General features: G+C 64.1%; 17 protein-coding genes and 4 tRNA genes. 6 read left to right on the top strand and 15 right to left on the bottom strand.

Translation table 11 applies throughout. The annotated features are described in order from the left end of the window. Positions 1 to 260 precede the first annotated feature (260 nt). Positions 261 to 425 carry a hypothetical protein gene (locus HSX14_RS13435; protein ID WP_173174219.1) on the top strand — a complete coding sequence of 55 codons (165 nt, stop codon included), beginning with the start codon at positions 261 to 263 and terminating at the stop codon, positions 423 to 425. Between the two features lie 19 nt (positions 426 to 444). Here the strand turns inward: HSX14_RS13435 and HSX14_RS13430 are convergent, their stop codons facing one another. Further along, positions 445 to 1,251: a dienelactone hydrolase family protein gene (locus HSX14_RS13430; RefSeq protein ID WP_173174221.1), complete on the bottom strand. Its 807-nt coding sequence runs from the start codon at positions 1,249 to 1,251 to the stop codon at positions 445 to 447. Between the two features lie 174 nt (positions 1,252 to 1,425). On the opposite strand from HSX14_RS13430, the gene HSX14_RS13425 reads away from it, so the two are divergent. Together HSX14_RS13425 and HSX14_RS13420 are read left to right on the top strand one after the other, a co-directional pair. Further along, complete coding sequence (locus tag HSX14_RS13425; RefSeq protein ID WP_173174223.1) at positions 1,426 to 2,430, top strand: MBL fold metallo-hydrolase; 1,005 nt, start codon at positions 1,426 to 1,428, stop codon at positions 2,428 to 2,430. 58 nt (positions 2,431 to 2,488) lie between these two features. Further along, the gene (locus tag HSX14_RS13420; protein WP_173174225.1) at positions 2,489 to 2,959 is read left to right on the top strand and encodes a copper chaperone PCu(A)C; all 471 of its coding nucleotides are present in this window, start codon (positions 2,489 to 2,491) and stop codon (positions 2,957 to 2,959) included. A 15-nt stretch (positions 2,960 to 2,974) separates the two neighbouring features. Here HSX14_RS13420 and HSX14_RS13415 read toward each other — a convergent pair whose 3' ends face one another. Both HSX14_RS13415 and gorA read right to left on the bottom strand, forming a co-directional pair. Then, positions 2,975 to 3,598 carry a trimeric intracellular cation channel family protein gene (locus HSX14_RS13415; protein ID WP_173174227.1) on the bottom strand — a complete coding sequence of 208 codons (624 nt, stop codon included), beginning with the start codon at positions 3,596 to 3,598 and terminating at the stop codon, positions 2,975 to 2,977. Between the two features lie 7 nt (positions 3,599 to 3,605). Then, entirely contained in the window at positions 3,606 to 4,964 is a 1,359-nt protein-coding gene (gene gorA / locus HSX14_RS13410) for a glutathione-disulfide reductase (RefSeq protein WP_173174229.1), read from the bottom strand. 95 nt (positions 4,965 to 5,059) lie between these two features. Between gorA and HSX14_RS13405 the strand changes: the two genes are divergently transcribed. Continuing rightward, the gene (locus HSX14_RS13405) at positions 5,060 to 5,482 is read left to right on the top strand and encodes a VOC family protein (RefSeq protein ID WP_173174231.1); all 423 of its coding nucleotides are present in this window, start codon (positions 5,060 to 5,062) and stop codon (positions 5,480 to 5,482) included. Positions 5,483 to 5,576: 94 nt separating this feature from the next. Here the strand turns inward: HSX14_RS13405 and galU are convergent, their stop codons facing one another. The 3 genes from galU to HSX14_RS13390 form a co-directional block, all read right to left on the bottom strand. Beyond that, positions 5,577 to 6,416: a UTP--glucose-1-phosphate uridylyltransferase GalU gene (galU, locus tag HSX14_RS13400; protein ID WP_074972625.1), complete on the bottom strand. Its 840-nt coding sequence runs from the start codon at positions 6,414 to 6,416 to the stop codon at positions 5,577 to 5,579. Between the two features lie 49 nt (positions 6,417 to 6,465). Further along, complete coding sequence (locus tag HSX14_RS13395) at positions 6,466 to 7,827, bottom strand: UDP-glucose dehydrogenase family protein (protein ID WP_173174233.1); 1,362 nt, start codon at positions 7,825 to 7,827, stop codon at positions 6,466 to 6,468. Positions 7,828 to 7,914: 87 nt separating this feature from the next. After that, positions 7,915 to 8,199 carry a hypothetical protein gene (locus tag HSX14_RS13390; protein ID WP_111259917.1) on the bottom strand — a complete coding sequence of 95 codons (285 nt, stop codon included), beginning with the start codon at positions 8,197 to 8,199 and terminating at the stop codon, positions 7,915 to 7,917. A gap of 344 nt (positions 8,200 to 8,543) precedes the next feature. Here HSX14_RS13390 and HSX14_RS13385 point away from each other — a divergent pair, with 344 nt between their 5' ends. Continuing rightward, a complete protein-coding gene (locus tag HSX14_RS13385) occupies positions 8,544 to 8,735 on the top strand; it encodes a carbon storage regulator (RefSeq protein WP_111259916.1) in 192 nt (63 codons plus the stop codon). 44 nt (positions 8,736 to 8,779) lie between these two features. Here HSX14_RS13385 and HSX14_RS13380 read toward each other — a convergent pair whose 3' ends face one another. From HSX14_RS13380 to HSX14_RS13340, 9 genes are all read right to left on the bottom strand, one after another. Then, positions 8,780 to 9,241 (bottom strand): hypothetical protein, encoded by a 462-nt coding sequence (locus tag HSX14_RS13380; RefSeq protein WP_173174235.1) that lies wholly within the window; start codon positions 9,239 to 9,241, stop codon positions 8,780 to 8,782. Positions 9,242 to 9,572: 331 nt separating this feature from the next. Next, positions 9,573 to 9,932 (bottom strand): histone-like nucleoid-structuring protein, MvaT/MvaU family, encoded by a 360-nt coding sequence (locus HSX14_RS13375; protein WP_173174237.1) that lies wholly within the window; start codon positions 9,930 to 9,932, stop codon positions 9,573 to 9,575. A gap of 219 nt (positions 9,933 to 10,151) precedes the next feature. Beyond that, positions 10,152 to 10,238: transfer RNA gene (locus tag HSX14_RS13370), tRNA-Leu, on the bottom strand. Between the two features lie 277 nt (positions 10,239 to 10,515). Further along, positions 10,516 to 10,589 (bottom strand) — tRNA-Cys (locus tag HSX14_RS13365). A gap of 43 nt (positions 10,590 to 10,632) precedes the next feature. Next, a tRNA-Gly gene (locus HSX14_RS13360) sits at positions 10,633 to 10,708 on the bottom strand. 69 nt (positions 10,709 to 10,777) lie between these two features. Further along, complete coding sequence (gene pgsA / locus HSX14_RS13355) at positions 10,778 to 11,338, bottom strand: CDP-diacylglycerol--glycerol-3-phosphate 3-phosphatidyltransferase (protein ID WP_111259913.1); 561 nt, start codon at positions 11,336 to 11,338, stop codon at positions 10,778 to 10,780. Positions 11,339 to 11,370: 32 nt separating this feature from the next. Further along, on the bottom strand, positions 11,371 to 13,194 hold the full coding sequence (uvrC, locus tag HSX14_RS13350) for an excinuclease ABC subunit UvrC (RefSeq protein ID WP_173174239.1): 1,824 nt from the start codon (positions 13,192 to 13,194) through the stop codon (positions 11,371 to 11,373). A gap of 1 nt (position 13,195) precedes the next feature. Continuing rightward, the gene (gene gacA / locus HSX14_RS13345) at positions 13,196 to 13,840 is read right to left on the bottom strand and encodes a response regulator transcription factor GacA (RefSeq protein WP_173174241.1); all 645 of its coding nucleotides are present in this window, start codon (positions 13,838 to 13,840) and stop codon (positions 13,196 to 13,198) included. A 500-nt stretch (positions 13,841 to 14,340) separates the two neighbouring features. Further along, a tRNA-Ser gene (locus HSX14_RS13340) sits at positions 14,341 to 14,428 on the bottom strand. 129 nt (positions 14,429 to 14,557) lie between these two features. On the opposite strand from HSX14_RS13340, the gene HSX14_RS13335 reads away from it, so the two are divergent. Beyond that, positions 14,558 to 15,226, top strand: coding sequence for a Bax inhibitor-1/YccA family protein (locus tag HSX14_RS13335; protein WP_111262163.1), 669 nt, complete (start codon positions 14,558 to 14,560; stop codon positions 15,224 to 15,226). Positions 15,227 to 15,302: the final 76 nt, after the last annotated feature.

The raw sequence follows: 15,302 nt of genomic DNA, 5'->3' as shown, positions 1-15,302 counted from the left end.
TCTTGTTTTAATCGCATCAAGATAACTCAGAATCATGGAATCACGCCATTTCATAAGCGCCATTTTGTTATTAGAACAACATTTAGCGATATCGACGTGTGGGCTCTGTGTTTGACAGGCACCCGGGCCGAAGGTGCGTCGCATCGACCCTGTGCCCAAGCATAGGTTGAACCCGGGCCCGCCTCTTGTACTCCACCGCCATGAACATCGCCGCCGCGACCGACTCGCGGGGGCGTGCAAGGCAGGGCGAGGAGACGTCGATGACACAGCGCAAGCGCAACAACCTGAACGACCCGCAACAGACGCCGGCGGAGATCGCCGATCACGAGGTGCTGGTGGAGGAAGCGCGTCGCGACCAGGCCCGCACCGGGCAGCGCAACGACAGCCAGGGGCATACGCCGCGCCTGCGCCGCCCGTCACGCTGAGAGCGGCGCGGACACGGGGTCAGCGGGGGAAGAGGTCCTTGAAGAAGCCCTGCATGTCGGCCCAGGAATTTTCGTCGGCCACTTGGCTGTAGCCGATGTCCGGGCCCTTCTCGCTGCCGTGGCCGGCGTGGCTGAGGCGATCCGCATCCGGGTTGGTGAAGCCGTGCTTGGCCTTGGCCTGGAGCACGAAGCGGTAGTCGACCTCGGCCTTGTCCATCTCCTCCTTGAAGGCGGCGACATCGGCCTTGGTGACCATGCTGTCCTGGCCGCCATGCTCCACCAGCACCTTGGCCTTGACGCTGCCCTTGGTGGCCGGGGTGGCCGTGGCCAGGGCGCCGTGGAAGCTCACCACGCCGGCGAGCGGCACGCCCTGGCGGGCGGCGTCCAGCACCACCTTGCCGCCGAAGCAGTAGCCGATGGCGGCGAGCTTGGTGGCGTCGGTCTGCGGCTGCTGCTTGAGCAGGTCGAGCCCGGCGAGGAAGCGAGCCTTGGCGGCGGGGCCATCCTTGAGCGCGGCCTGCATGAAGGCCAGCGCATCGGCCGGGTGCTCGGTGTTCTTGCCTTCGCCGTACATGTCGATGGCCAGGGCGCTGTAGCCCAGTTCGGCGAGATCGCGCGCACGGCGCTTGGCGTAGTCGTTCAGCCCCCACCATTCGTGCACCACGACGATGCCGGGGCGCTTGCCTTCGATGGCATCGTCGTAGGCGTAGTAGCCCACCAGCGCGGTGCCGTCGGCGGCCTTGTAGGGGATTTCCTGGGTCTTGATTTCCGCCTGGGCGATACCCGCGCAGGCCAGCAAGGCGAAAAGAAGCGGCAATCTGGGCATTTCGATCTCTCCCTGGATGAAGCGAGGCGCAAAAACAGCGTGCAGTGTCGCGGTTTTCCGGGCATTCGCCAATCGCCAATCGCGCGCCCGGGCAACCGCCCGAACGACGGGTGAAAGCGCAGCGGCGGCACGCCATACTCGTGCGCTCGGACCATGCCAACCGGAGGGACCCACGTGCGCCGATACGCCTTATTGCTCCTGCTCAGCCTGGCCGGGTGCGCCCGCGACCCGGTGAACCTGCCGCTGACCTTCGAGCGCGATGCGCCCCCGCCGAAGCTGCAATACCTGGGTGTCGGCGGCTACCTGCTGCACTGGCGTGGCGAGGGCCTGCTGTTCGCACCCTCCTTCAGCAACCCCGCCTTCCTCGGCCTCCCGCCCCTGCGGGTGAAGGCCGATGAAGGGGCCATCGACGCGCGCATGCCGCCTGCCGATGACGTCAGCATGCTGCTGATCGGCCACGCCCACTACGACCACCTGCTCGACGTGCCACGGGTGATGCAGAAGCAGGCGCCCAATGCCATCGCCTACGGCTCGGCCACCGCCGGGCACATCCTGCGGGCGGCGCTGCCGGCGGCGCGCATCGTCAACGCGGAACCGGCCATGGCCAACATCAAGGAAGCCGGCAAGGCGGCGCAGCCGGGGACGTGGCTCTACTCCAGGGAACGACGTTTCCGCGCCATGCCGATCCAGAGCATGCACGCCCCGCACTTCGCCGGGATGACCTTCCTGCGCGGCCGCTACGACCAGGACCTGACGGAGCTGCCGACGGCCGTATGGAACTGGAAGGAAGGCCAGACCCTGGCCTGGCTGGTGGACCTGCTGGATGACGCCGGCAGGCCTGTGTACCGCATCCACTACCAGGATTCCGCCAGCACGCCGCCCTACGGCTTCCCGCCGATCCTCGCCGATGGCAAGGGCATCGACGTGGAGATTCTCTGCGTCGGCTCGTGGAACCAGGTGCAGCGTTACCCCGACGCGCTGCTCAAGGTCAGCCGTCCGCGCCTCGTGGTGCTCGGCCACTGGGAGGATTTCTTCGGCAACGATCCCGAGCGGCCGCAGACCATCCGCCTGCTGGATGAACAGGGCATGGTCGAGCGCACCCGTGCCGCGCTGCCCGACGGCACCCCAGTGGTGATGCCGGTGCCGCTCTCGGAAGTCGCCCTGCCGGCGGCGGATTGAGGGCGACCCCGCAGGCGGTGGTATCGTGCGCGGCGATCCACCGCCTTCCGGACCTCCCATGCGCCCTCTCCTCCTGTCCATTTCACTGCCCTGGAAACGCCACGCACTGGCCGTGCTGATGCTGCTGGCCGGGGCCACCGCCCAGGCCGCCGAGCTGTCGCTCGGTGAGGCGCGGGCGCAGCCCTCCGACTGGGATGCCACCGCTGCCGTGGTTTCCCTGGACATCACCGACACGGGCGCCCAGGGCGATCGCCTGGTGGGCGCCAGTACGCCCCGCGCCTGGCGGGTGGACCTGCAGACTACGGTGCGCATCGGCGAGGCACGCCGGGTGATGACGCTGGTGTCCTTCGGCGTGCCGCCCGGCGGCGTGCTGAAGCTGGCGCCGATGGGCAGCCACCTGACCCTGGTGGGCCTCAAGGGCGCGCTGGAGGATGGCGAGCGCTTTCCGCTGACGCTGCGCTTCGCACGGGGTGGCGAGGTGACGATCGAGGTGCGGGCCGAACGACCCGCCGCGAACCAGGCGCGGTAGCGATCCCGGGCGCGCTCAGTCCCGGTCCAGCAGGTGGAAGCGTGGCAGCGACAGCCCCCAGCGGATCGCCGCCAGGCGCGTGCCGAGCACCACCAGCATGGCCACGCCGGTATCGAACCAGCGCGGCAGGCCCAGGTGCAGCAGGCCGATGAATACCAGGGAGCCGGCCACGCAGGCGATGGCGTAGATCTCCTTCTGGAAGATCAGCGGGATCTCGTTGCAGATCACGTCGCGCATCACGCCGCCGGCGACGCCGGTGATCACGCCCATGATCACCGCCGTGCTCAGCGGCACCTGGTGCTGCAGGGCCACTTCGGTGCCATAGACGGTGAACACCGCCAGGCCGAAGGCGTCCGCCACCAGCAGGCCGGTTTCGTTGATGGGGCGGGTCAGGCGGACCCAGAGCACCGTGCCCACGGCCGCCAGGGAGGCGACGAGGATGTAGGTGTCGTCGCGTATCCAGCTCACCGGGTGGTTGCCGAGGATGACGTCACGCAGCGTGCCGCCGCCCAGCGCGGTGATGATGGCGATCACCAGCACGCCGAACAGGTCCATGGACTTGCGCCCGGCCATGAGCGCGCCGGTGATGGCGAAGACGGCGACGCCGAAGAGGTCGGACAGGTAGAAGAGCCGCTCCATCGCCGGGTCAGTTCCCGACCGGGGTGCGCAGGGTGACGAACTCCTCGGCGGCCGTCGGGTGCACGCCGATGGTCTCGTCGAAGATGCGCTTGGTGGCGCCGGCCTTGAGGGCCACGGCGAGGCCCTGGATGATCTCGCCCGCCTCGGGGCCGACCATGTGGCAGCCGAGCACGCGATCACTCTCGGCGTCGACCACCAGCTTCATCAGGGTGCGCTCCTGGTTCTCGGTGAGGGTCAGCTTCATGGGGCGGAAACGGCTCTCGAAGACCTTGACCTTATGGCCGCGCGCGCGGGCATCTTCCTCGCTGAGGCCGACGGTGCCGATGTTGGGCAGGCTGAAGACGGCGGTGGGGATGTGGTCGTAGTCCACCGGGCGGTACTCGGCGGGCTTGAACAGGCGACGGGCGACGGCCATGCCTTCGGCCAGCGCGACCGGGGTGAGCTGCACGCGGCCGATGACGTCGCCCAGGGCGAGGATGGAGGGCTCGGCGGTGCGGTACTCGTCGTCCACCTTGATGAAGCCGCGCTCATCCAGCTCGACGCCGGTGTTCTCAAGGCCCAGGCCATCCAGCATCGGGCGGCGGCCGGTGGCGTAGAACACGCAGTCGGCTTCCAGGGTGCGACCGTCCTTGAGGGTGGCCAGCAGGCTGCCGTCGGCTTGCTTGTCGATGCGCGCGATGTCGGCGTTGAACTGCAGGTCGAGGCCCTTGCGGGTCAGCTCGTCACGCAGGTGGGTACGCACGGTGCCATCGAAGCCGCGCAGGAACAGGTCCTGGCGGTAGAGCAGCGTGGTCTTGGCGCCCAGGCCGTGGAAGATGGAGGCGAACTCGACGGCGATGTAGCCGCCACCGACCACCAGCACGCGCCGGGGCAGTTCTTCGAGGAAGAAGGCTTCGTTGGAGCTGATGGCGTGTTCGCGGCCGGGGAGTTCCGGGATCTGCGGCCAGCCGCCGGTGGCGACGAGGATGTGCTCGGCGCTGAAACGCTGCTCGCCGACTTCCACGGTGTGGGCGTCCACCAGGCGCGCGTGGCCTTCCAGCAGGGTGACGCCGCTGTTGACCAGGAGGTTGCGGTAGATGCCGTTGAGGCGCTGGATCTCGCGGTTCTTGTTGGCGATCAGGGTGGCCCAGTCGAAGCCCGCCTCGCCCAGGTTCCAGCCATAGCCCTCGGCCTGCTCGAAGTCTTCGGAGAAGTGGGCGCCGTAGACCAGCATCTTTTTCGGCACGCAGCCGACGTTGACGCAGGTGCCGCCCAGGTAGCGGCTTTCCGCTACCGCGACGCGCGCACCGAAACCGGCGGCGAAGCGCGAGGCACGAACGCCGGCGGAACCGGCTCCTATGACGAAGAGGTCGAAATCGTAGGCCATGGCAGGGTCTCCAGAAACAGGCGGCCAGCATACCTGAACGCACGCCGCTGACCAGTTGCCAGGCCTATGCTTGAGCCAGCGAAGGAGGAACCCCCATGCGCCCTGCCCTCACCCATCTCGCCCTGCACGTTCCCGACCTGGAGCCGTGCATCCACTTCTATGAACGGTTCTGTGGCATGCGGGTGATCCACGAGCGCGCCGGCAAGGGCTCGCGGATCGTCTGGATGGCCGAGCCCGGGCAGGAGCACCGCTTCATCTTCGTGATCATGCCCGGCGGCCGGCCGCGTGACCTGGCGCCGGACGACTACAGCCACTTCGGCTTCGCCCTGGAAAGCCGCGAAGCGGTGGACGCCATCGCCAGGCGCGCCGACGCCGAGGGCTGCCTGGTCTGGGCGCCGCGGGACGAACCCTACCCGGTGGGCTACTACTGCGGGCTGCGGGACCCGGCGGGCAACTATGTGGAGTTCAGCTATGGGCAGCCACTGGGGCCGGGCTCGGAGGCGATGGAGATTCCCTGAGCCGCGATCACATCGCCTCCCGGGCTACGCGTGGATGCCGGAAACGACAAGGCCGCCCGGAGGCGGCCCTGTCGGTGCGACGAGCGCGGCCTGATCAGTAGGCCTTGCCGGTCTTGTACAGGTTCTCGAAGCAGTAGTTGGTCGCGTCGATATAGCCTTCGGCGCCACCGCAGTCGAAACGCTTGCCCTTGAACTTGTACGCCAGCACGCAACCGTCCTGGGCCTGCTTCATCAGGGCGTCGGTGATCTGGATTTCGCCGCCTTTGCCCGGCTCGGTCTCTTCGATCAGCTTGAAGATGTCCGGGGTCAGGATGTAGCGGCCGATGATCGCCAGGTTGGACGGGGCGTCTTCCGGCTTGGGCTTCTCGACCATGCTGTTCACGCGGTAGATGTCGTCACGGATCATCTCGCCGGCGATCACGCCGTACTTGGAGGTTTCCTCCGGCGGCACTTCCTGGATGGCGACGATGGAGCAGCGGAATTGGTTGTACAGCTTGACCATCTGGGTCAGCACGCCGTCGCCGTCGAGGTTGAGGCAGAGGTCGTCCGCCAGGACCACGGCGAAAGGCTCGTCGCCGATCAGCGGGCGGCCGCTGAGGATGGCGTGGCCCAGGCCTTTCATTTCCACCTGGCGGGTGTAGGAGAAGCTGCACTGGTCGATCAGGCGGCGGATGCCGACCAGGTATTTCTCCTTGTCGGTGCCCTTGATCTGGTGCTCCAGCTCGTAGCTGATGTCGAAGTGGTCTTCCAGGGCGCGCTTGCCGCGGCCGGTGACGATGGAGATCTCGCTGAGACCCGCATCCAGGGCCTCTTCAACGCCGTACTGGATCAGTGGCTTGTTCACCACCGGCAGCATTTCCTTGGGCATGGCCTTGGTGGCGGGCAGAAAACGGGTACCGTAACCAGCGGCCGGGAACAGGCATTTCTTGATCATGTTTAACCTTGAAAAGGTGGGGTGTTGGGCGAACTGCCGCGCAGTCTAATCAGGCCGCAGTCGCCTTACAATGCCCAGCTGCTGGGCGTCCGATGCCGCGATAAAGAAACCCCAGATCGGCCAGTTGCGCCGGGTCATAGAGATTCCTGCCATCGAAGATGACCGGCATTTTCATCAGACCGCGAATCCGCTCGAAGTTCGGCTGGCGAAACTGCTTCCATTCGGTCACCAGCACCAGGGCGTCGGCATTTTCCACCGCCTGGTACGGCGAGTCGCCCAAGTGTAGCTGGCCACTGGCGAGCTGCTCCGGGTAGCGCGCCGCCACGGCTGGCGCGGCCACCGGGTCGCAGGCACGGACGCGGGCGCCGGCAGCCAGCAGCGCGTCGAGCAGGACCAGGCTCGGCGCTTCGCGCAGGTCATCGGTGCCCGGTTTGAAGGCAAGCCCCCAGATCGCAACGGTGCGTCCCCGCACGAAGCCGTTGAAGTGCTCGCGCACGGACTGGAACAGCAGGGTCTTCTGCAGCGCGTTGCGCGCCTCGACCGCCCGCAGGATGCCGGGCTCGATGCCCTCCTGCTCGGCACTGCGGATCAGCGCGCGTACATCCTTGGGGAAGCACGAGCCGCCATAGCCGCAACCGGCGTAGATGAAATGGGTGCCGATGCGCCGGTCGCTGCCGATGCCACGACGCACCTCCTCCACGTCGACGCCCAGGCGCGCACAGAGCCCGGCCATCTCGTTCATGAAGGAAATCCGTGTGGCGAGGAAGGCATTGGCGGCGTACTTGCTGAACTCGGCGGCGCGTGTGGCCATGACCAGTACCCGGTCGTGATTGCGCGAGAAGGGTGCGTAGAGGCGCCGCAACAGCTCGCCCGAGGCCGCGTCGTCGCAGCCGATAATGATGCGGTCCGGGCGCGTGAAGTCGTCGATCGCCGAGCCTTCCTTGAGGAACTCGGGGTTGCTCGCCACCGGGACGGTGAACGCCAGCTCGCGCCGCGCGAGCGCCACCTGGATGCGATCGGCCACCCGCTCCGCCGTGCCCACCGGCACCGTGGATTTGTTCACCACCAGGCAGGGGCGGCGCAGCGCGGCACCCAGTTGGTCGGCCACCGCCAGCACATGGGAGAGGTCGGCGGAACCGTCCTCGCCGCTGGGGGTGCCGACGGCGATGAAGATGATCTCCGCCCGGTCGATCCCCTCCTCCAGCCGCGCGCTGAAGCTCAGCTGGCCGCTGGCGAGGTGCATCTTCAGCATGGCTTCCAGGCCGGGTTCGTAGATCGTCGGCTCGCCGCGAACCAGCCGCGCCAGGCGCCATGGATCACGCTCCACGCAGACGACACGATTGCCCATTTCGGCGAAACAGGCCGCTGCCACCAGCCCGACGTAACCCGCACCGACGACGCAAAGCTGCATGGCTCACCCTCCCCGTATGAATAGGGGGATTGCAGCGGACTCCGGTGGCAGAACGGTGACAGCGGGATGACCGCGCCGTGATGGCGCTCAGCGCTCGTCGGCGGGCAAGTTGAGTTCGACCTCGACCAGGGTTTCCGTGGCCTCGTGGACGACGGGCTCACCGGCGTAGGTGCCCAGGGTTTCCCAGTGCTGGTCAAGACCGGCGCCGATGGCCGCCAGGTGGTCGATCATGCGCTGCCCGGCCTGTTTGATGGCCTGGTCGTCGCTGCGCATCATCTCGAACGACATCTCGGTCATCGCGGCAGTGAGGTGGGTAAGGCTGCGGGTGGTGAGACTGAGCAGGCGAACCAGTTGCTGTTCCTTGGATTCCATTCATCGACCTCTTGAACCTGACTCCTTCAGGCAGCACTGAGGCTAGCTGAAAAGTGCCGCGAAGCACGGGCGAGACGGGCCACTGCAAGAAAAATTTCAACTTTGGCACCGCCCCGGCGAAGCGGTTCACGCAGCACGCGGGGAATCGGACAAGCGGAGCCGCCCCCCATCCTTGGTCGGGAAAGCGCAACGGCATGGCCATGCATCGAGATAGGGGGAACTTCGAAACCGGGCGATGGGTCAGGTGATCAGGCAGCTGCAATCCACGCCAGTCACGGAGCCATGGCAACGTCCCGGGGAGTGCTGCCACAACGCCTCACGACAACCCTGCAGGGAGACCCGACATGCAGCTCCTCATCAATTCGGTCGGCGAACGCTTCGTCATTGAAGGCGGCATCACCGTGGAAGTGATCAGCATCCACGGGCACCAAGTGAAGTTCGGCATCATCGCGCCGAGGAACGTTGCGGTGCATCGCAAGGAAGTCTACGAACGCATCCAGGCGGGCGTGCCACACCCCAAGAAACTCAGCGCCTGATCGGCCCGGGGCGCGCAGGAGACTCGCGCCGCCGGGCAAGGATGTCATGGGCTGATGGTGAAGGACGGCGTCGGAGACAGGAACAGCGACTGCACGATGCAGCCTCCCAGCGGCTGATAGGGCGATGCGGTGAAGGCGGTGCTCGAATTGCTCCAGGCACCGTTGAGGGTGACAGGGGATGTATTGCAAGCAATACCTGCAAGCGAGAGCTTCACTCCCGCCATGTAGGCACTCGTCACGCTGGTGGGCGTCCAGGACCAGGGCAGCCCGGCGGCGCTCAGGGCCGGGCACAGGCCCAATCCGGTGAACTTGGCGCTCAGGATCGTCGCGACCGACGGAGTCGCGATTCCGGTGAGCTCCACATTGCAGGTGATGGTGGTGCCCAGACCACTCGGCTTCAGGGCCAGCGTCCCGAAGAAGTAGAACTGCAGGTTGGCATTGATGGTCGCGGCCTGGGCGATCTGGCCAGCGAACAGCAGCAGGGCAACTAGGGCATATCTGATCATTTCCTTGACTCCTCTCGTCCTGGGTCTTTATCGACGCGCGCCTGGATATCGGCATCTGGAGGCTAGCTACCCGCATCTTCGGGGCCACCGACCCAAAGAAGGGGGGACGAGAGTTTGAAAATCGAGCCTGTGGAGTGCATACACACTTTCGGCGCGGCATATCCACCGCAGCGATAATGCCTCGCTCCACAATCGCGGAAATATAAGAGAGGTGTTACACAAGGTGCTCTGCGCGGGCTGACAGCCTGACAGTCAACGGCTGCCGGAGCCTTCCGCCACAGATGACAATAAGCCCGCCGAAGCGGGCTTATTGCGAAACAGAGGAAGTCCTTTACTGCAGCCAGGACTCCACGACCTCAGCGCCATGCTCGGCTTTCCACGCTTTCAACACGGCATGGTTGCCACCCTTGGTCTCCACACGCTCCTGGGTCCTGGGGTTGATGTAGATCTTGGTGGCACGCTCACGGCGTTGACCACGCGCCTTGACCGGCGCGGGGCTGCGCGAAGCCGATGGTTCGAGGATCGCGATTATATTGCGCAGGGAGTAATCGTATTCACCCAGCAGCGCTCGCAACTTCTGCTCGAACTCGATTTCACGCTTGAGTTCTTTATCGTTCTTCAAGGCATCGAGCTGGGCAAGTTGCTCGGCGAGTTTGGCTTCGAGGGCTTTGAATTCTGCGAGTTTGGACATGGAAGGCCTTTATTTGAGTTGTTTCGATGAATCTGACCGACAGGAACCAGCGGAGTTTACGAGACGCAGAATTTTATATCGCAACAGTCCCGGAAGTGCCTACTCCGATAGCGAACGCCAAGTCACCCCGACTCGCTGAATTGCGTACCGAAAACAGAATTGCGTACCAAGAAACAGCAAGGGCCTGCGTACAGGATGCACGCAAGCCCTTGATTCATATGGTGCCCGAAGCCGGGGTCGAACCGGCACGGGGTTTCCCCCGAGGGATTTTAAGTCCCTTGCGTCTACCGATTTCGCCATTCGGGCGGTAGCGCAGCGCACTGGAAAGGAAGCCCCTCCATTCGCGAGGGCAGGACTATATACACCCCCCATCGCTCGCGCAAGCTGACGAAAAAACCACGCAGATCAGCTATCTACATTCGATCGACTGCTCGAAGCAGCGAAGATAACCAAGCGCAAGTGCCGGCATTCGAGCGCGGTCGTGAATTCAACCACTTGATGGCGGCCTGCGGAGTTACACGAACGATGCATGACAGCGCCCAAAGAAAAAACCCCGCAGGCGTGAACCTGCGGGGTTTTATATTGGAGGCCAGAGTCGGAATCGAACCGGCGTACACGGATTTGCAATCCGCTGCATGACCACTCTGCCATCCGGCCTCAAACGAAGACGCCGCTTTGGGCGGCGTCTATCGCGACAATCTGGAGCGGGAAACGAGACTCGAACTCGCGACCCCGACCTTGGCAAGGTCGTGCTCTACCAACTGAGCTATTCCCGCTTTGTCTTGGTGACGGGCGCCATTCTATAGATTCATCGGCGCCCGTCAACCCCTTGATTCAAAAATAGTTTATTTCTTTTTCGGCTCGGTGCTGAGATGCGGCCAGGCGGCCAGCAGGTAGTGCAGCATGGACCAAAGGGTCAGCCCGGCAGCGACGATCAGCAGCACGTAGCCCACCAGCACCCAGAAGGTGAAATGCGGCGGATTGGCCAGCAGGATGACCAACGCCAGCATCTGCGCCGCGGTCTTCCACTTGCCGAGGTTGGATACCGCTACATGCGCACGGGCACCGATCTCGGCCATCCATTCCCGCAGAGCGGACACGACGATCTCGCGGCCGATGATGATTGCGGCAGGCAGGCTCAACCACAGGTTGTGGTGCTCCTCCACCAACAACACCAAGGCCACGGCGACCATCAACTTGTCCGCGACCGGATCGAGGAAGGCGCCGAAGGGCGTGCTCTGCTCCCAGCGACGAGCCAGGTAGCCGTCGAACCAGTCGGTCACCGCTGCGATGGCGAATACCGCACTGGCTGCCAGATAGCTCCAGGAGAACGGCATGTAGAACAGCAGGATGAAGACGGGAATCAGCAGAACGCGCAGAACGGTGAGGAGATTTGGAATATTCATCGTGACAGCTGAACCGGAAATGAGCGGGCATTCTACTCGCTGTGCAGAGCCGCATAAATCGACTCCGCGAGCTTTTTACTGATACCAGGCGCCTTGGCGATCTCCTCGACGCTGGCACGCCCCAGTTCCTGCAGCCCGCCGAAATGCTTGAGCAGGTCGCGACGGCGCTTCGGACCGACGCCAGCCACCTCTTCGAGACTCGAGGTCCGTCTCGCCTTGCCACGACGAGCACGATGGCCGGTGATGGCGAAGCGGTGAGCCTCGTCGCGGATCTGCTGAATGAGGTGCAGGGCAGGCGAATCCGCAGGCAGCGTGAACTCGTGGGCGGCATCGTTCAGATAGAGGGTTTCGAAACCGGGCTTGCGGGTCACGCCCTTGGCCACGCCGAGAAGGATAAGGTCCGGCACGGCCAGCTCCTGGAGCACTTCCTGCGCCATGGCCATCTGACCCTTGCCGCCGTCCACGAGAAGGATGTCGGGCAGCTTGCCCTCCCCGTCCTTGAGCTTGCTGAAGCGACGGGTAAGCGCCTGGTGCATGGCTGCGTAATCATCCCCCGCCGTGACACCCTCGATGTTGTAGCGACGGTAATCCGACTTGAGCGCACCCTCGGGACCGAAGACCACGCAGGAGGCAACGGTCGCCTCACCGCTGGAATGGCTGATGTCATAGCACTCGAGCCTCTGCGGCGGCTCTTCCAGCTCCAGCACCTCGGCCAGTGCCTCGAACTTGTCGGCCATGTGCTGACGATTGGCGAGGCGCGCGGCCAAGGCCAGCTCGGCATTGGTGACGGCCAGTTGTTGCCAGCGCGCACGATTGGTCCGCACCCGATGGCTGATGCTCAACTCGCGCCCACGCAACTCTGCGATGGCCTCGATCAGCGTCGGGAAGTCTTCATGGGCCGTGTTGACGATAAGCTCCTGCGGCAGATCGCGTTCCAGGTTGCCGAGGTAGTACTGCGCCACGAAGGCGGCCAGCACATCACCGACTTCCTCTTCTATTGCAACCTGAGGGAAGAAGTTCTTGCTACCGAGCACCCGACCGCCACGCACGCTGATCATATGCACGCAGGCGCCGCCCGGGTTGACGATGGCAGCAACCACATCGACATCGCCGGTACCGCCCTCGATGCTTTGCTGGTCCTGCACACGACGCAGGATCGCGACCTGATCACGCAGCTCGGCGGCACGCTCGAACTCCAGGCGCATGGAGGCCTGCTCCATGCTGGTAGACAGCTCCGTCGCCAATGCATTGCTGCGCCCCTCGAGGAACATCACCGAATGGCGAACGTCCTCGGCGTACTCGGCAGGCTCCACCAAATCCACGCAAGGGCCCTTGCAGCGCTTGATCTGGTATTGCAGGCAAGGACGGGTACGGTTGCGGAAATAACTGTCCTCGCACTGACGCACCAGGAACGCCTTCTGCAGCAGAGCGAGGCTCTCGCGGATCGCTCCCGCACTGGGATAGGGGCCGAAGTAGCGCCCCTTCTGCTTCTTCGCACCACGATGGATGCTCAGGCGTGGATAGGGGCCATCCGAGAGATGCACATAGGGGTAGGACTTGTCATCGCGCAGGAGGATGTTGTACGGCGGTCGCCACTCCTTGATCAGGGTCTGCTCGAGCAGCAGCGCCTCGGTCTCGTTGGCGGTGACGGTGGTCTCGACCTGCGCGATCTTTGCAACCAGCGCGGCAGTCTTGGGCGCCAGCCCGGTCTTGCGGAAATAGCTGGCGAGGCGCTTCTTGAGGTTCTTCGCCTTGCCGACATAGAGCAGCTTGCCGCCCTCGTCGAACATCCGGTAGACACCCGGACGCCCACTGCAGGCGGCAAGGAAATCACTTGCGTCGAAAATGTCGGACATCTTAGCTGACGGCGTCCACCATGCCGTGCCGCACGGCCAGCAGGGCCAGCTCGACGTCACTGGAGATGGAAAGCTTGTCGAAGATCCGGTAGCGGTAGGTATTCACGGTCTTAGGCGATAGGCAGAGCTTGTCGGAAATGGTCTGCACCTTCTGGCAGTTGGCGATCATCAGAGCGATCTGGATCTCACGCTCCGAAAGAAGATCGAAGGGGGAACCGCTGGTCTGCGGCTGGAATGACTTGAGCGCCAACTGCTGAGCGATCTGCGGACTGATGTAACGCTGCCCGCCAAAGACCTGGCGAATGGCCTGGACCATCTCTTCCAGCGCCGCACCCTTGGTCAGGTACCCGGCGGCACCTGCCTGAAGCAGGCGCGTAGGAAACGGGTCCTCTTCACACACGGTAACTGCCACGACCTTCAGATCGGGTTGGCTGCGCAGCAACTTGCGAGTGGCCTCCAGACCGCCGATGCCGGGCATCTTCACGTCCATGAGTACGACATCCGGCTTGAGTTCGCGCGCCTTCTTCAGGGCCTCCTCGCCGCTCTCGGCCTGCCCGATCACCTGCAGGCCGTCGATGTCGGCCAACATGCGCGTAATACCCGTTCGAACCAGATCGTGGTCATCGACCACCAGTACCCTAATCAAGCGACACCTCGCAGTGCATCGCAGACCGCCTGGGCGGCTGGATTGTGGAAAGGCAGATACATTATCAAGACTGGTTCACAAGACCTAGCTTGATTCATAACCGTCAAATAGCAAGCGCCAGCAAAACACAGACCTTGAGGACTGACAATCGAGCATCAGGCAAGAAGACGCGTGCGTCTGAGCCCGGATCACAGGACCGATCTAAAGGTATGGCACGCCGATGGCTAGAGCGAAAGCCGCGTACAGCCACGATGCATCGACAGAGACATGAGTTGTAGTTGAAGCGCTGCCGGCCGCGCCAAATCACTTCGCGACGGCAAGCAGTCGAGCGATCCCTACGCAGTTATCAGCAGTTCGTCGCCCCACCATCGACCAAGGAGGCTGCGAATCCAGAAGGCACGACGGTGACAGGGGTGGAGCTTAACGAGCGAACGCTCGGAAATTCCCGTGCTCCAGAAACGCCAAAGCCCCGCATAACGGGGCTTTGCTGCGCAGGAATATGGCGGAAGCGGTGAGATTCGAACTCACGGACAGTTTCCCGTCGGCGGTTTTCAAGACCGCTGCCTTCAACCACTCGGCCACACTTCCGCATTTGCGGGCCGCCATACTACCCGAACGCAACACGCTGTCAAACTCTCGCAACAGAGCCGCTACGGACCTCTGTTATCATTTCGGGCGACTGCGGTCACGGACCCAATTTCTTGCAGGAGTTTTGCAATGAGCGATCAAGATTACGTACTGAACCAGGCGCAGGCCGGCGGGCTCGAAATCAGCCGTGTGCTGCGCAACACCTACGGGCTGCTGGCGCTGACCCTGGCATTCAGCGGCCTGGTCGCCTATGTCGCGCAGCAGATGCGCGTCGCCTACCCGAGCATCTTCGTGGTGCTGATCGGCTTCTACGGCCTGTTCTTCCTTACCGTGAAGCTGCGCAACTCGGCCTGGGGCCTGCTCTCCACCTTCGCCCTGACCGGTTTCATGGGCTACACCCTCGGCCCGATCCTCAACCGCTACCTGGGCATGCCCAATGGCGGCGAAGTGATCAGCTCGGCCTTCGCCATGACGGCGCTGGTGTTCTTCGGCCTGTCCGCCTACGTGCTGACCACCCGCAAGGACATGAGCTTCCTGGGTGGCTTCATCACGGCTGGCTTCTTCGTGCTGATCGGCGCGATGCTGGCGAGCTTCTTCTTCGACATCAGCGGCCTGCAGCTGGCGATCAGCGCCGGCTTCGTGGTCTTCGCCTCGGTCTGCATCCTGTTCCAGACCAGCGCGATCATCCACGGCGGTGAGCGCAACTACATCATGGCCACCATCAGCCTGTACGTGTCGATCTACAACCTGTTCGTCAGCCTGCTGCAGATCTTCGGCGTGATGAGCGGCGACGACTGATAGCCGCGCCTTGCATAAGCCCGCTTCGGCGGGCTTTTTCTTGCCTGCAAAAGCCGGTCGCAAGCCGTATCATGCG

Origin of the sequence: Pseudomonas tohonis (assembly GCF_012767755.2) — a bacterium.
Taxonomy (GTDB): Bacteria; Pseudomonadota; Gammaproteobacteria; order Pseudomonadales; family Pseudomonadaceae; genus Metapseudomonas; species Metapseudomonas tohonis.
This window is presented reverse-complemented; position numbering and strand designations above follow the sequence as displayed.

Coding starts and splice junctions, on each gene's coding strand:
- HSX14_RS13435 (WP_173174219.1), top strand. CDS start 261: ATGACACAGCGCAAGCGCAACAACCTGAACGACCCGCAACAGACGCCG.
- HSX14_RS13430 (WP_173174221.1), bottom strand. CDS start 1,251: ATGCCCAGATTGCCGCTTCTTTTCGCCTTGCTGGCCTGCGCGGGTATC.
- HSX14_RS13420 (WP_173174225.1), top strand. CDS start 2,489: ATGCGCCCTCTCCTCCTGTCCATTTCACTGCCCTGGAAACGCCACGCA.
- HSX14_RS13415 (WP_173174227.1), bottom strand. CDS start 3,598: ATGGAGCGGCTCTTCTACCTGTCCGACCTCTTCGGCGTCGCCGTCTTC.
- gorA (WP_173174229.1), bottom strand. CDS start 4,964: ATGGCCTACGATTTCGACCTCTTCGTCATAGGAGCCGGTTCCGCCGGC.
- HSX14_RS13405 (WP_173174231.1), top strand. CDS start 5,060: ATGCGCCCTGCCCTCACCCATCTCGCCCTGCACGTTCCCGACCTGGAG.
- galU (WP_074972625.1), bottom strand. CDS start 6,416: ATGATCAAGAAATGCCTGTTCCCGGCCGCTGGTTACGGTACCCGTTTT.
- HSX14_RS13395 (WP_173174233.1), bottom strand. CDS start 7,827: ATGCAGCTTTGCGTCGTCGGTGCGGGTTACGTCGGGCTGGTGGCAGCG.
- HSX14_RS13390 (WP_111259917.1), bottom strand. CDS start 8,199: ATGGAATCCAAGGAACAGCAACTGGTTCGCCTGCTCAGTCTCACCACC.
- HSX14_RS13385 (WP_111259916.1), top strand. CDS start 8,544: ATGCAGCTCCTCATCAATTCGGTCGGCGAACGCTTCGTCATTGAAGGC.
- HSX14_RS13380 (WP_173174235.1), bottom strand. CDS start 9,241: ATGATCAGATATGCCCTAGTTGCCCTGCTGCTGTTCGCTGGCCAGATC.
- HSX14_RS13375 (WP_173174237.1), bottom strand. CDS start 9,932: ATGTCCAAACTCGCAGAATTCAAAGCCCTCGAAGCCAAACTCGCCGAG.
- pgsA (WP_111259913.1), bottom strand. CDS start 11,338: ATGAATATTCCAAATCTCCTCACCGTTCTGCGCGTTCTGCTGATTCCC.
- uvrC (WP_173174239.1), bottom strand. CDS start 13,194: ATGTCCGACATTTTCGACGCAAGTGATTTCCTTGCCGCCTGCAGTGGG.
- HSX14_RS13335 (WP_111262163.1), top strand. CDS start 14,558: ATGAGCGATCAAGATTACGTACTGAACCAGGCGCAGGCCGGCGGGCTC.